The following is a 13,178-nucleotide window of genomic DNA, read 5'->3' on the forward strand; positions in this document are numbered from 1 at the left end:
ACCTGCGCCTTCGATTAACCAGGAGGCGCCGGTCTACGACAGCTGGGACTGCACCCGCGCGGAGATCAGCTCCAGGTGGTCCAGGTCGTCGAGGTCGAGGACCTGGAGGTAGATCCGGCTCGAGCCCACGGCGGCGTAGCGGCCGATCTTGTCGACGACCTCGGCGGGGGTGCCGGCCAGGCCGTTGGCCTTGAGCTCCTCGACGTCACGGCCGATCGCCGCGGCGCGACGGGCGACCTCCTGGTCGTCCTTGCCGACGCAGACGACGAGGGCGTTGGAGAAGGTGATGGCGTCGGCCGCGCGGCCCGCCTCCCGGGCGGCGGCGCGGACCCGGCCGAACTGGGTCTCGCTGTCGTCCGGGGAGGCGAACGGCATGTTGAACTCGTCGGCGTAGCGGGCGGCGAGGCGCGGGGTACGGGTCGCGCCGTGGCCGCCGATCAGCACGGGGATCCTGTCCTGGGCGGGCTTGGGCAGCGCGGGCGACTTCGTGAGCTCGTAGTGCTCGCCGCGGAAGTCGAAGGTCTCGCCGGGCGCGGTGGCCCACAGACCGGTGACGATCTCCAGCTGCTCCTGGAGGCGGGGGAACTTCTCCTTCGGGAACGGGATGCCGTACGCCGTGTGCTCCTCCTCGAACCACCCGGCGCCCAGGCCCAGTTCGACTCGGCCGCCGGACATCTGGTCGACCTGGGCGACCTGGATGGCGAGGACGCCTGGGAGCCGGAAGGTGGCGGCTGTCATCAGGGTGCCGAGGCGTATCCGCTTGGTCTCGCGGGCGAGACCGGCGAGGGTGATCCAGGCGTCGGTGGGGCCGGGCAGGCCGTCGGCGTCGCCCATCTTCAGATAGTGATCGGAACGGAAGAAGGCGTCGAAGCCGAGGTCCTCGGTGGCCTTGGCGACGGTGAGGAGGGTGTCGTAGCTCGCGCCCTGCTGGGGCTCGGTGAAGATGCGGAGATCCATGATTCCATCCTGCACGCAGGAGTTCACCGTGGTCCCACCGGTCCCTGTGACCCCGCCAGTGACCGAGCTCTTTGGTGATCGTTGGCTCAGGTGGAGCCGGCTCGTCGTCGCCGGTGCGTGATCCGTTACCCGCGTCGGCCCCTTGGCCGGGGTCCTTGGGCCGAGGAGGCCGTCTTGTCCGAAGAAACCGTGCCGCCGACTGCGGGGGCTGGGCAGCCGCAGGGGTTGCTGCAGCAGATGGAGGAGCTGATGGCGGCGCTGAACGCGGATCTCTCGGCGTTGGATGCGGATTTTCAGGGGGCCGGGGGTTCTGGGCTGGGGGTCGGCGAGGAGGGGGTGGGCTGAGGGTTGTCCGGTGGCTGCGGGTCGGTGGGGGCTGGTCGCGCCCCGCGGCGGAGCCGCCGATGTCACAGCCCCGCGCCCCTGACTGAGTGGCAGACAAGCCATGCCCGGCTGTACCCACCCAGGGGCGCGGGGCTGTATCGATATGCGGCTCTGCCGCGTCGGCGCGACCAGCCACGACGGACCCGCAGCCGAAGAGTCACCCCGCCTCCGGCAACTCCTCCCCCCGGTCCGCCAGTCTTCGCAGCATCTGCAGTACCCGGTCCCGCGACTCGTCCGCCGCGTCGATCGCCTCCATGCACTGCCAGTACGTCGTCTCGTCGTCCGCCGCGCAGGCGAGGCCGACCAGGGCTATGCCCACCTCGCCGAGGAGGCCGCCGAGACAGAGAAGGGCCTGGCGGGCATCGCCGAGTTCGGTGAGCTGCGCGGCCCGCAACTCCGCCACGGCGATGTCGGGACGCTCCAGGACTCCGCAGCCCCGGCCCGCCAGCTCGGTCAATCCCAGCGCCTCACCCCGGAGTTCGGGGGGGCCGGCGACCGCGAGGCGGCTCCCTATCGCCTGGGCCAGGGCCTGCGCCTGCCACACCTCCGCCATGACCTGAGGCGCCTCGCCGCCCCCGGCCAGGGCACGCCTGCTCGTCACGATGAGCCGCACCGCGTCCATCGGCTGCCCCCGTCTGTCGCGACGTACCCCGGGCACGTCCGCCCGAACTCCCTTGTCCACTACCCAGAGTGAGGTCGCCTGGAACGAAAAACCAGAGGTAGGCGGAAATCTGTGGACAACAAATCGATTTCGAAGCCGTTTTTCATCACGGAGAGTGAAAGAGGACTGATCCCTTCCTCACGGCGCCGGAAACCGCCGTTCATTGCGGTCGATCTTCGCGTCCAGTGCGGCCAGCGGATCGACGCCGAGCACCTCGCACAACTGGAGCAGATACGCGAGCACGTCGGCGATCTCGTCCGTGACGCGGTGCGCGGTGTCGGGGTCGTCCATGACCCGCGTCGACTCCTCGGGCGTCAGCCACTGGAAGATCTCCACCAGTTCGGACGCCTCCACACTGAGCGCGGCGACGAGGTTCTTGGGGGTGTGGTACGGCTGCCAGTCTCGGGCCGCCGCGAAGTCGGCCAGCCTGCGCTGCAGTTTCGCCACGTCGAGAGGTTCGGTCACGGCTCCAGGTGTACCACCGTGACGCCGTCCACCCCCGTGGCCCACGAGGCGTCGCTCACCGCGCCGACGAGCCTGATGTGCCCGCGCTCGCACATCCGCACGGCCAGCCGCAGCAGCTCGGTCCGCTGCCGTGGGTCCAGGCTCCGGTCGAGGTTGTCGGCGAGCACGGTGAGCGTCTGCATCGCCGCGGGCACCTCGCCGGCCGGGTCGACCTCCAGCACTCCGGGACCGGTGAGCAGCACCAGGGCGAGGGCGAGATACCTCAACTCGCCGTCGCCCAGCCGCCCGAGCTCCGTCCGGCTGCCGTCCCCGCGGTCGAGCAGGGCCCGGACCATGTCGGCGGGCAGGGGTTCGGCGAGCACGTCGGCGACGGGTCCCGCGCATCCGGCGCGCACCGCGGCGACGAGTTGCGCGTGCCGTCGGCCGCACTCCGTGCGGGTGCGCCACAGGACGTCGGCGAGGTTGTCGCAGCCGCCGAGCAGCCGTCCGGAACCGGTCGGGACGGGCAGGCGCATGCGTCCGGGCCGTGGGTCGCAGCCGAAGACGGAGCGCAGGGCGACGACCATCTGTTCGGCGGCGGCGAGAACGCGCCGCTGTCCGTCCGTCTTGCCGGCCACTCGCAGCGGCAGCAGAGGGGTGCCGAGTTGGTCGTCCGGGAGCGGGGCGCGGGTGACCGGCGCGGTCCCGGCGGTGTGCCAGGCGGCCTGTACGGATCGGCGGGAGGGGTCGCGCAGGGCGGTCTCCAGCAGGACGAGCCCGCCGGAGGTCAACCGCTCCCCCACGATGCGCAGTTCGGGCTCGGCCTGGACGGCGACGTCGAGCCGGACCGGACCTTCGGGCCCGTCGGCCGTGCAGCCGATCCGGAAGCCGCGGCGGCGCTGAGCGTCGGGGCGGGCCCGGTCGGGGACGCACGCGAGGGGGTACGGGAACACCTCATCGAGGCTCGCGCCGCCACCGAGTCGCGCGAGCGCCTCGTATGCCCGGAGCGCGCTCGTCTTGCCGCTCCCGCTGGGCCCTGCGAACAGGGTCAGCGGCCCGAGCGGCAGCCCGGCCCGCCGGTGCCCGGCGTACGCGGAGAGCCGCAGCTCGGTGAGACAGGGCCGGTCGGGCCGGCGCCGCGGCGACTCCGCGAGCGGCGAAGCGGACTGAGCCGGCACGACGGAGGAGGTGGGGGACACACGCATATCCGGACCGTAGGACTCCGCCACCGGGCGAACCGTTCCTCCGCCCCGGCCTTCCCACGAACGAGCGAACGCCACCCCGGCCGGGTGTGACACCCGACCGGAACCGACCCGCCCTCCCCGAACATCGAACGACCGGACCACCGCCGCACCAGCGCACCTGCCCCACCACCGCGTCGGCAGATCAGCCCGACGTCCCGTCGGCCCCCACACCGACCGACCGCCCCACAACCGGCCCGCCAGCGCAGCATCGGGTCGCCCCCGCGATGGGCTCCTTCCCGCACCGACCGACTGGACCAGCAACCAGTGCGCTCCACACCGGCACACCAGTCCCACGACCTACTCGCCGCCCCACCCGACCGACCCCACGACCGGCCCGCTCCCGCAGCGACGGCCGGGCCCCCGACCGACAAGCCGATCCCGCAACCGCCCCACCCTGCCCCCGCCCCCCACCACCACCAACCGCTAAGCCCCCGGCATCCCCGCGCTCTCCATCAACCCCGTCACCTCGGTGCCGGCCGGAGTGAGCAGGAACACGTTCCGGTCCACCCGGTGCATCCCGCTGGCCAGTCCGAACACGACGCCCGTGCTGAAGTCGAGGACCCGCTTGGCGACGTCCGTCTCCGCGCTGGTGAGGTCGAGCAGGACGGGGATGCCCGCCATCAGGGTCTCGGCGACCTCGCGGGCGTCCGCGAAGACGTTGATCCGCAGGACCACGAACCGGCGCCGGGCCTCGGTCTCGGCCTCCGGCACGGACCGGTGGTCGACCGCGGAGGGCCACGCGTCCCGCCCGCGCAACGGAACGACCTGGGCGAGCCCCTCCCACTGTTCATCGGTGACGTCGTACCTGTTCACCGGCTGCCCCCGCTCCGACTTGCCTTCAATGCCTGCACCAGCCAATTCTTACGCCAAGTCACCCGTTCGGCCCAACAACGACACGGTCCGCGACGGACTCGGCGTACACATCACGTCACCCCCGACCATGACGAAAGGGTCTTACCCCCCTCACACCGGACTCTTGGCCTCCGTCGCCACCTGGCTCACCGGGGCCGATTAGCGTCCGGTGCCGTGCTCCTGGCAGATACTCAGCTGTCGGCGCCCGGCCGACCGACCCAGCCGGCGGCGTCCACCGCCCCGGAACCTCCCCCGCAGTGGCATCGCGTCCTGACGCTGCTCGCGGACGTCAGCCTGTTCATCGGCACGCGCGAGGTGTGGACACAGGCGGCCACCCACCGGCCCGCCGTGGCCGCGGTCATCTCGGCCTGTTACGCGTCGATCCTCGTCTGCGGCGTGCTCGCCCTGGTCGTGCGCGGCCGGCGCTCCCTCGCGCGCGTGGACCTGTGCGTGCTGGTGACCGGCCTGACGCTCGCCCTGTGCGCGTTCGTCCTGTTCCACCGCGGCTCCGACGAGTCCGTCCTCACCGCGCAGGCGGCCCGCGACCTGGTCGCCGGGCACGGGATCTACGGCCGTCCCTGGCCCTGGCTCTTCGGCGGCAACGGCATCGCGCTCACCCCGACCGTCACGGGCGGCTACGACTACACCTACGGCTATCCCCCGCTCGCCCCGCTGCTGACCGCCCCCCTGCTGTGGCTCGGCCACGGCGGTCTGCCGGCCATAGCGATGAGCACGGGCGCGCTGCTTGTCGGCACGGTCGTGCTGTGGTGGCTGCTGCCCACGCCGTGGCGGTCGGCGGCGACCATGACGTGCCTGGGATTCTCGATGATCTCCATGTACGGCCGGCTCGGTTACCCGGCGATCCTGGCGCTGGCCCTGCTGGTGCCGGTGGTGGTGCGCTGGCCCCGGATCGGGCGGGGCGGGCGGCTGGGTCCGACCGGGATGGCGCAGGCGGCCTGTCTGGGGGCGGCGTGCGCGGCGCAGCAACTGCCGTGGTTCCTCGCGCCGTTCCTGCTCGCCGGGATCTACGCGATACGGCGTGGGGAGCTCGGCGCGCGGGCGGCGGGCCTGGTGGCGCTGCGGCTCGCCGGGGTCGCCGCCGCCGTATGGCTGCTGATCAACGCGTACTTCGTCGTGAGCCAGCCGGTCGCGTGGCTGAAGGGGATCGCGCTGCCGCTGATCCAGGGCGCGGTGCTGCACGGCCAGGGCCTGGTGGGCGTGTCGCTGTATCTCACGGACGGCAGCGACCGGCTCGACTGGTACGGGTACGCGAGTCTGCTGCTGCTCGCCGGTCTGCTGGCGCTGTTCGTGCTGTTCGTGCGCCGCCTCGGCCCGGCGGCGACCGTACTGCCGTGGCTGGCCTTCTGGCTGGCGACGCGTTCGCAGGACGGCTATTACCTGATGATGACCCCGTTGTGGCTGGCGGCGGCGGTCACCGCGCCCGCGACGGAGTTCGCGGGGGCCTGGCAGCCGTTCACCCGCCGGCTCACCGGCCCGCTCCGGCGCCCGGCGCGGATCGCCGCGGCGGTCCTGCTGCTGAGTCCGGCGCTGGCGAGCGCGGCGCTGGCGGCCACCGGCTCACCGCCCCTGCGCATGGAGGTCACCTCCGTGCGGCACGACGTCCGCACCCTCTCCCGGCTGACGCTCCGTGTCACCAACACGGACGACGAGGCCCTCACGCCCCATTTCACCCTCACCCGGGGTCAGGGCATGTACCCGTACTTCTCGGTCCTGCGGGGGCCCAGGACGCTGGCCGCGCACTCGACGGCGACCTATGAGCTGCGGCCGCCCGGGGGGACGTACGCCCTCCCGAAGCCGGGTCGGCACATCCGGCTCCGGGTGTTCACGTCCTCGCCGCAGACGCTGTCGAGCACCTACGTCACGCTGCCGACCGCTTGAAGCGGAGCGAGGCGGTGACCGTGGTCAGACCGCGGATCATGCCCAGCTGGTTCCAGCCCAGGCCGAACTGGTCGCGGTCCACCGAGAACTCGGCGTTCAGCGTGACCGCGTCGGCGCTCACGTCACCGAGCCGCGCGGTGAAGGACTGGGGGCGGCTGATGCCGCGCGCGGTGAGCTGACCGATCACCTGCACCTGGTCGCCGTCCCGCAGCTCGGCGCTGCGCACCGCGAAGGTGATCTGGGGGTGGTTCTCGACATCGAAGAAGTCGGCGCCGCGCAGGTGCTCGTCGCGCTTGGCGTTCTTGGTGTCGAGGGAGGCGGCGTCGAGGGTCACGGTGCCGACGGCGGACCCGTCGGGCCGCACCTCGCCCTGGCCGTCCACGGTGGCGAAGGCGCCCTTCACGGTCACCAGGCCCCACATGGTCTTGTGCTTGAGCGCGACGGTGGTGGCGGTCCGGTCGAGCTGCCAGGTTCCGGTTTCGACGGCGACGGTCATGATCCCTCGGTTCTGTTGTTCAAATTTGGATGACGTCACGCTAGCGCATACTCCAAATTTGAACAACAGCTACACTCGACGCATGGCCGATCCGTCCGAATGTCCCGCCGCGTCCGGTGGACTCCTGCCCCCTGAGCTGCACGCATGGATGCTGATGCTGGCCGCGACGGGAGCCGTCGAGCAGGAGCTGCGCTCCGTCGTGAAGGAACGGCTGGACGTCTCACACGACGAGTTCCTGGTCCTGTCGCTGCTCGGCGCACACCCCGGCCAGGCCCTGCGCATGACCCAGATCGCCGAGCTCCTGGGCCGCCCGAAGACCCGCCTCACCTACCAGATCGCCTGCCTTCAGCACGCCGGTCTGGTCACCCGCAGATCGGTCTGCGGCGACAAGCGGGGTATCGAGGTCACCCTCACCGAGAAGGCCCGGGGGCTGCTCAAGGACGCCTCCGACGCACTCGCCGAGACGGTCAAGGAGGCCTTCGGGCGGTTCGTGGGCCCCGCGCAGCGCCAGGCGCTATGCGCGCTGATGCCCGACTTCGTCGCGGAGCCGGCACCCGAGTAGTCACCGGTGCGGTCGCGGGTACCCGGCCGAGGTCCGCGCCGACACCGAAGGAGGGCCTCATGACGACCTCCGACCTGCCCGCTCCTGTCGTACGACGGACCGACGCACCCCCGCAGGACACGGCGGCCCTGGAACACGCGCTGCGCGAGCGGGTCGACGGCGAGGTCCGCTTCGACGCCGGGAGCCGGGCCGCCCAGGAGGCCTTCGGGCGGTTCGTGGGCCCCGCGCAGCGCCAGGCCTTGTGCGCGCTGATGCCCGACTTCGTCGCGGAGCCGGCACCCGAGTAGTCACCGGTGCCGCCGCGGGTACCCGGCCGGTGCCCGCGCCGACACCGAAGGAGGGCCTCATGACGACCTCCGACCTGCCCGCTCCTGTCGTACGACGGCCCGACGCACCCCCGCAGGACACGGCGGCCCTGGAACACGCGCTGCGCGAGCGGGTCGACGGCGAGGTCCGCTTCGACGCCGGGAGCCGGGCCGCCTACTCGACGGACGCCTCGAACTTCCGTCAGACCCCGATCGGCGTGGTCGTGCCCCGGACGCCCGAAGCGGCCGCCGAGGCGGTGGCCGTGGCCCGCGAGCACGACGCGCCGGTACTGTCCCGGGGCGGCGGGACCAGCCTCGCCGGGCAGTGCACCAACACCGCCGTGGTGATCGACTGGTCGAAGTACTGTGACCGTCTGGAGTCCGTGGACCCCCACGCCCGCACCTGTGTCGTCCAGCCCGGCATCGTCCTCGACGAACTCAACCGTCAACTCGCCCCGCAGGGGCTGCGGTTCGGCCCGGAGCCCGCCACCCATGCCAACTGCACCATCGGCGGCATGATCGGCAACAACTCCTGCGGGGCCACCGCGCAGGCGTACGGCAAGGTCGTCGACAACATCGCCCGCCTGGAAGTGCAGTTGTACGACGGCACCCGGTTCTGGTGCGGGGAGACCAGCGACGAGGAGTACGCCGAGATCGAGCGGCACGGAGATCTGCGGGCCCGGCTGTACCGGCAGTTGCGCGCCCTGCGCGACACCTACGCCGACGAGATCCGCGCCCGCTTCCCCGACATCCCGCGCCGCGTCTCCGGCTACAACCTCGACTCCCTGCTCCCCGAGCACGGCTTCGATGTCGCCGGGCTGCTGGTCGGCAGCGAGTCGACGCTGGTCACGGTGGTGCGCGCGGAGCTGGAACTGGTCCCGGTGGTCAAGGAGCGCACCCTGGTCGTCCTCGGGTTCCCCGACATCGAGACGGCCGCGGACGCGGTGCCGACGATCCTGCCGTACGAGCCGATCGCGCTGGAGGGCCTGGACGCGCGGCTGGTCCGCGACGAACGGATCAAGCACCTCAACCCGAAGGCCCGTGCCGAACTCCCCGACGGGAACGCCTTCTTGATGGTGCAGTTCGGCGCGGACACCCTGCGGGAGGCCGACGAGCACGCCCACCGCATGCTCGACGGCCTGCACGAGTCGGAGCACGACCCCCAGGTCGCCTTCCTCGACGACCCTTCCCACGAGCAGGAGTTGTGGCAGGTCCGCGAGGCCGGACTCGGCGCCACCGCGCACATCCCCGGCCGCCCCGACACCTTCGAGGGCTGGGAGGACTCCGCGGTCCCGCCCGAACGGCTCGGCGACTACCTGCGCCGACTGCGGCGCCTGTACGACGAGTTCGGCTACCTCAGCGACACCGGGCCCAGTCTCTACGGCCACTTCGGGCACGGCTGTGTGCACACCCGGATCCCCTTCGACCTGTACTCCGCCGACGGGGTCGCGGCCTACCGGCGGTTCATGGAGCGGGCGGCCGACCTGGTCGTCGAGTTCGGCGGTTCCCTCTCCGGCGAGCACGGCGACGGGCAGAGCCGGGGCGAGTTGCTGCCCCGCATGTTCGGGGAGCGACTGGGCACCGCCTTCGGCCAGGTGAAGGCCCTCTTCGATCCGCTCGACCGGATGAACCCCGGGAAGGTCGTGGCGCCGTACGGACTCGACGAGAACCTGCGCCTCGGCGGCGACTGGGCCCCGTACGACCCCCGCGACCTGCACTTCCGCTTCCCGCACGACGGCGGGTCCTTCGCCGACGCCGCCAACCGCTGTGTGGGCGTGGGGAAATGCCGTCAGCACACCACCGAGGGCGGCGCGGTGATGTGCCCGTCCTACCAAGTCACGCACGAGGAGGAGCACTCCACGCGCGGGCGGGCCCGGCTGCTGTTCGAGATGCTCGACGGGCACGGCGACAGCCCGGTCCAGGGCGGCTGGCGGTCACAGGCGGTCCGGGACGCACTCGATCTGTGTCTGGCCTGCAAGGGCTGCAAGAAGGACTGTCCGGCGGACGTCGACATGGCCACGTACAAGGCGGAGTTCCTCTCCCACCACTACGAGGGCCGCTGGTGGCGCAGGCCCCGCGCCCATCTCTCGATGGGCTGGCTGCCCGCCGTGGCGCAGGTCGTCGGACGCACCCGACTCGGCCCCGTCGTGAACGCGTTGACCCACACCCCGCCGCTGTCCAGGGCGGCGGTCGCGCTCGCGGGCGTCGAGAACCGCGAGATCCCGCTGTTCGCGGGGGAGACGCTGCAGCAGTGGTTCGCCCGGCACGAGCCGTACGGCGACGGGGCGCGCGGCAGCGTCCTGCTGTGGCCCGACACCTTCACCAACCACTTCCACCCGCACATCGGACAGGCGGCCGTGACTCTCATGGAGCACGCGGGCTGGCGGGTCGTCCTGCCCGAGGAGCCGCTGTGCTGCGGACTGACCTGGATCTCGACAGGACAACTCGCGACCGCGGAACGGGTGTTGGGCCGGACCGTGCGCAGGCTCGCCGAGCACGTCCGGGCGGGCGGTCTGGTGGTCGGCCTGGAGCCCAGCTGCACGGCCGTGTTCCGCTCGGACGCGCCCGAGCTGTTCCCCACCGACCGTGACGTGCGGCGGCTGCGGGACCGGACGGTCACGCTCGCCGAACTGCTCACCGAGCACTCCCCCGGCTACGAGCCCCCGCACGTCCCGGAACGTTCCGCGAAGGCCCTCGCCCAGGTGCACTGCCACCAGCACGCGGTACTGGACTGGCAGGCCGACCGGGAGCTCCTGCGCCGCGCCGGAGTCGACGCCGAACGACTCGACTCCGGCTGCTGCGGTCTCGCCGGCAACTTCGGTTTCGAACCGGGCCACCTGGAGGTCAGCGAGGCGTGCGCGGAACGCGTGCTGCTCCCCCGGCTGCGCGAGGAGCCCCCGGAGACGGTGGTCCTGGCCGACGGCTTCAGCTGCCGCACCCAGATCCACGAGTTCGACAGCGGCGGCCACGAGGGGGTGCACCTGGCGGAGCTGCTGGCGAGCGCGGTCCCGGGGGCACCGGGCAGCGCGTACGGTGTGGCGCCGGGCGCGCGGCCGGCCGGCCCGAGCCGCAGGGCCAGGGCACTGACCTCGGCCGGGGCAGGGCTCGCAGGTCTGGCCGCGGCGGCCATGGCGGCCCGGTACCTCCGGAACAAGCGGTGACCGGACCTTCCCCGGGGGAGCGGCACCGCCGTGGGCGCTCTCAGCCCGCCAGTTCCATCAGCACTCCCCTGGCCCGCGCCACCCGGGACCGCACCGTCCCCACAGGACACCCGCTCACCACGGCCGCCTCCTCGTAGGACAGCCCCAGCATCTGCGTCAGCACGAACGCCTCGCGCCGCTCGTCCGGTAGCGCGGCCAGCAGGTCGAGCAGCGCTATCCCGTCGTCGAAGCCGGGCACGCCCCGCGGTTGGGCGCGCTCGGCCGCAGCCTGCCAGTCGGAACCGTCGTACCGGCGGGGCCGGGCCGCCGCATGGCGGAACCCGTCGATCACCGCACGGCGGGCGATGGAAAGGAGCCAGGCCCGCGCCGAGGACCGCCCCTCGAACCGGTGCAGGCTGCCGAGCGCCCGCAGGAACGTGTCCTGGGCCAGGTCGTCCACGGCCTGGGGGTCGGCGCAGAGGTAGGAGACATAGCGCAGCACGTCATGGTGGAGCGCGCGGACGAACTGCTCGACGGCGTCCGTGTCACCGGCACGGGCGGCGAGCGCCCAGGCGGTGGCGGTGGCGTCGGCGGACTCCCGTTGAGCGCGGGGGTCGGCCGGGGCGGGCGGGGCGGAAGTGATCACCAGGTGTCCTTCTCGGGTCAGCCGTGATCCGGACCGCCGGCTGTGCACACGGGGGCGCGGGGTGGTCCGGTGAGGAGACGCGGTCGTACGGCGCCGGCGTGGATGTGCACGTGGGCGTACGGCCGGGGGCCGAGCCGCGCAGGGGCGGTCTCGGCGCACTGGCTGTCGTCAGGCGACAGCGATCCCCGGGGGCGGACCGCGATGGCTGATCGCGTGGCCGAGAAGGAGAAGGCGCGGCTCCCGCTGCGAACGGGGCCGGCCTGCGCGCGGACGCGGGCGGTGCGGGGTGGCGGGCAGGGCGAGCAGCAGCCGCAGCGGGGCGACCAGCCGTGCCGCGACAGCCCGCAGGATGCGGAACGCGGCCCGCTCGCCGTACGCCAGCCAGAGGCCGGTCAGGAGTGCGGCGAGCAGGTGGGCGGCGTACATCCCGAAGGGCACGAGGAACGAGAGGGCGCCGACACCCGACGAGGTCCCCATGGAGGCCGCATCGACGGAGTCCATGCCGCTCATGTGCATGGACTCCGTGTGCATCCCGCCCATGTCCTGCGCCTCCGCTGTGGACTGCGCGAGGGAGAACGCCACGTGGAGGGCCGTCTGGGCGCCGACCACGACGGCCACGATCAGCGGCAGCCCGCGTTCACGGCCGGCCAGACACCAGCCCGCGCACCCGGTCACGGCCAGGCCCGCGGCCAGTGTCCGGCCCGGCACCTGGGCGCCGGACATGAGGACGTGGCCCAGGGCGGCGAGCAGCACACAGACGGCCGCGAACACCGCGGCCCGTACTGTGCGTGCACACCACCCTGCAGTCATGGCGCCTCATCCTCCCATCCGGGCGCCCGTCGTCACCTGTGGGTACGGAAATCCGCAGGTCCCCGCTCAGCGCGCACGGCGGCTCCGTACGACGGCGAAGGTGCCGGCCGCCAGCCCCAGGACGCCCACGACCAGTCCGGCGACACCGAGACCACGGGCGGTGGAGTCGCTCGCGGAGGCCTTGGGAGCCGCGGCCGCGGAGGTCTTCGACGCGGTGGCCGACGCGGTCGTGCCCGCCGTCAGCTTGAGGACCGGCGCCGGGTTCTCCGGCTCGTCGTCTCCCTGTGCGGCCTCCTCGATCCAGCGGACGACCTTGCCGTCGGAGTAGGTCTGCAGGGTCTTGAAGGTCAACTGGGCGGCGTCGTCGGGCAGTTGGCCGAAGGCGACGTCGAAGTCCTCGTAGTGGCCGGGGCCGATCTTCCCGCCCGTCCAGGTGATCTCGGAGACCGCGTCGGTGATCGTGCCGTCATCCGTCTTGACGGGCGTCTTGAGCTTGGCGTCGGTGACCTCGGCGGTCCAGCCGTCGTGCGGGGAGACGAGCACGCCGAGCAGGGGGTGGTCGGTGGGCAGGAACAGCTGGACCTTCGTGGTGCTCGCGGTGTCGCTCTCGTCGGGTACGCGGAAGGTCAGGGCGCCGTCGGTGGCGCCCTTGGCGTAGCTGTCGGGGTGGACGGTGACGTGCGCGGAGGCGACGCCGGCGGCGGTGAGGACGGCGCAGGCGGCGAGGGCACTGCCGAGACCGGCACGGCGCAGGGCGGTGCGTGCTGGGGACATGGGT

14 protein-coding genes are annotated in these 13,178 nt (G+C 72.4%); 5 read left to right on the top strand and 9 right to left on the bottom strand.

What is annotated here, in order from left to right; all coding sequences use genetic code 11:
* Positions 1 to 33: 33 nt before the first annotated feature.
* Complete coding sequence (locus ACIRP7_RS37230) at positions 34 to 957, bottom strand: LLM class F420-dependent oxidoreductase (protein WP_403668804.1); 924 nt, start codon at positions 955 to 957, stop codon at positions 34 to 36.
* Positions 958 to 1,131: 174 nt separating this feature from the next.
* Between ACIRP7_RS37230 and ACIRP7_RS37235 the strand changes: the two genes are divergently transcribed.
* Positions 1,132 to 1,302, top strand: a complete 171-nt coding sequence (locus tag ACIRP7_RS37235; protein WP_403668806.1) for a hypothetical protein — start codon at positions 1,132 to 1,134, stop codon at positions 1,300 to 1,302.
* Between the two features lie 196 nt (positions 1,303 to 1,498).
* Here the strand turns inward: ACIRP7_RS37235 and ACIRP7_RS37240 are convergent, their stop codons facing one another.
* The 4 genes from ACIRP7_RS37240 to ACIRP7_RS37255 form a co-directional block, all read right to left on the bottom strand.
* On the bottom strand, positions 1,499 to 1,963 hold the full coding sequence (locus ACIRP7_RS37240; protein WP_393603740.1) for a DUF6099 family protein: 465 nt from the start codon (positions 1,961 to 1,963) through the stop codon (positions 1,499 to 1,501).
* 177 nt (positions 1,964 to 2,140) lie between these two features.
* Positions 2,141 to 2,467: a nucleotide pyrophosphohydrolase gene (locus tag ACIRP7_RS37245; RefSeq protein WP_355734600.1), complete on the bottom strand. Its 327-nt coding sequence runs from the start codon at positions 2,465 to 2,467 to the stop codon at positions 2,141 to 2,143.
* Positions 2,464 to 3,651, bottom strand: coding sequence for an AAA family ATPase (locus ACIRP7_RS37250; RefSeq protein WP_403668809.1), 1,188 nt, complete (start codon positions 3,649 to 3,651; stop codon positions 2,464 to 2,466). The genes ACIRP7_RS37245 and ACIRP7_RS37250 overlap by 4 nt, the downstream gene beginning before the upstream one ends.
* Positions 3,652 to 4,113: 462 nt before the next feature.
* Positions 4,114 to 4,503, bottom strand: a complete 390-nt coding sequence (locus ACIRP7_RS37255; protein WP_352382185.1) for a cell division protein SepF — start codon at positions 4,501 to 4,503, stop codon at positions 4,114 to 4,116.
* Between the two features lie 213 nt (positions 4,504 to 4,716).
* Here ACIRP7_RS37255 and ACIRP7_RS37260 point away from each other — a divergent pair, with 213 nt between their 5' ends.
* Complete coding sequence (locus ACIRP7_RS37260) at positions 4,717 to 6,441, top strand: hypothetical protein (RefSeq protein WP_403668812.1); 1,725 nt, start codon at positions 4,717 to 4,719, stop codon at positions 6,439 to 6,441.
* Here ACIRP7_RS37260 and ACIRP7_RS37265 read toward each other — a convergent pair.
* On the bottom strand, positions 6,422 to 6,937 hold the full coding sequence (locus ACIRP7_RS37265; protein WP_403668814.1) for a YceI family protein: 516 nt from the start codon (positions 6,935 to 6,937) through the stop codon (positions 6,422 to 6,424). The two genes, ACIRP7_RS37260 and ACIRP7_RS37265, sit on opposite strands and share 20 nt — an antisense overlap.
* Positions 6,938 to 7,019: 82 nt before the next feature.
* On the opposite strand from ACIRP7_RS37265, the gene ACIRP7_RS37270 reads away from it, so the two are divergent.
* Genes ACIRP7_RS37270 through ACIRP7_RS37280 form a run of 3 tightly spaced genes read left to right on the top strand, consistent with a single transcriptional unit; the run spans position 7,020 to position 10,965 of the window.
* Positions 7,020 to 7,499 carry a MarR family transcriptional regulator gene (locus tag ACIRP7_RS37270; protein WP_352382189.1) on the top strand — a complete coding sequence of 160 codons (480 nt, stop codon included), beginning with the start codon at positions 7,020 to 7,022 and terminating at the stop codon, positions 7,497 to 7,499.
* A gap of 59 nt (positions 7,500 to 7,558) precedes the next feature.
* A complete protein-coding gene (locus ACIRP7_RS37275) occupies positions 7,559 to 7,786 on the top strand; it encodes a hypothetical protein (RefSeq protein WP_403668818.1) in 228 nt (75 codons plus the stop codon).
* Positions 7,787 to 7,845: 59 nt separating this feature from the next.
* The gene (locus ACIRP7_RS37280; RefSeq protein WP_403668821.1) at positions 7,846 to 10,965 is read left to right on the top strand and encodes an FAD-binding and (Fe-S)-binding domain-containing protein; all 3,120 of its coding nucleotides are present in this window, start codon (positions 7,846 to 7,848) and stop codon (positions 10,963 to 10,965) included.
* A 40-nt stretch (positions 10,966 to 11,005) separates the two neighbouring features.
* On the opposite strand, the gene ACIRP7_RS37285 is transcribed toward ACIRP7_RS37280, so the two are convergent.
* The 3 genes from ACIRP7_RS37285 to ACIRP7_RS37295 form a co-directional block, all read right to left on the bottom strand.
* The gene (locus ACIRP7_RS37285; RefSeq protein WP_403668823.1) at positions 11,006 to 11,590 is read right to left on the bottom strand and encodes a sigma-70 family RNA polymerase sigma factor; all 585 of its coding nucleotides are present in this window, start codon (positions 11,588 to 11,590) and stop codon (positions 11,006 to 11,008) included.
* A 168-nt stretch (positions 11,591 to 11,758) separates the two neighbouring features.
* The gene (locus ACIRP7_RS37290) at positions 11,759 to 12,400 is read right to left on the bottom strand and encodes a hypothetical protein (protein ID WP_403668826.1); all 642 of its coding nucleotides are present in this window, start codon (positions 12,398 to 12,400) and stop codon (positions 11,759 to 11,761) included.
* Between the two features lie 66 nt (positions 12,401 to 12,466).
* A complete protein-coding gene (locus tag ACIRP7_RS37295) occupies positions 12,467 to 13,174 on the bottom strand; it encodes a YcnI family protein (protein WP_403668828.1) in 708 nt (235 codons plus the stop codon).
* Between the last annotated feature and the right edge of the window lie 4 nt (positions 13,175 to 13,178).

The sequence above is a fragment of the Streptomyces sp. NPDC102270 genome (assembly GCF_044766405.1).
Taxonomy (GTDB): Bacteria; Actinomycetota; Actinomycetes; order Streptomycetales; family Streptomycetaceae; genus Streptomyces.

What these genes read in the sequence shown, in the direction of transcription:
- ACIRP7_RS37230 (WP_403668804.1), bottom strand. Translation starts at nt 957, where the DNA reads ATGGATCTCCGCATCTTCACCGAGCCCCAGCAGGGCGCGAGCTACGAC.
- ACIRP7_RS37280 (WP_403668821.1), top strand. Translation starts at nt 7,846, where the DNA reads ATGACGACCTCCGACCTGCCCGCTCCTGTCGTACGACGGCCCGACGCA.
- ACIRP7_RS37265 (WP_403668814.1), bottom strand. Translation starts at nt 6,937, where the DNA reads ATGACCGTCGCCGTCGAAACCGGAACCTGGCAGCTCGACCGGACCGCC.
- ACIRP7_RS37250 (WP_403668809.1), bottom strand. Translation starts at nt 3,651, where the DNA reads ATGCGTGTGTCCCCCACCTCCTCCGTCGTGCCGGCTCAGTCCGCTTCG.
- ACIRP7_RS37270 (WP_352382189.1), top strand. Translation starts at nt 7,020, where the DNA reads ATGGCCGATCCGTCCGAATGTCCCGCCGCGTCCGGTGGACTCCTGCCC.
- ACIRP7_RS37295 (WP_403668828.1), bottom strand. Translation starts at nt 13,174, where the DNA reads ATGTCCCCAGCACGCACCGCCCTGCGCCGTGCCGGTCTCGGCAGTGCC.
- ACIRP7_RS37290 (WP_403668826.1), bottom strand. Translation starts at nt 12,400, where the DNA reads ATGACTGCAGGGTGGTGTGCACGCACAGTACGGGCCGCGGTGTTCGCG.
- ACIRP7_RS37240 (WP_393603740.1), bottom strand. Translation starts at nt 1,963, where the DNA reads ATGGACGCGGTGCGGCTCATCGTGACGAGCAGGCGTGCCCTGGCCGGG.
- ACIRP7_RS37275 (WP_403668818.1), top strand. Translation starts at nt 7,559, where the DNA reads ATGACGACCTCCGACCTGCCCGCTCCTGTCGTACGACGGACCGACGCA.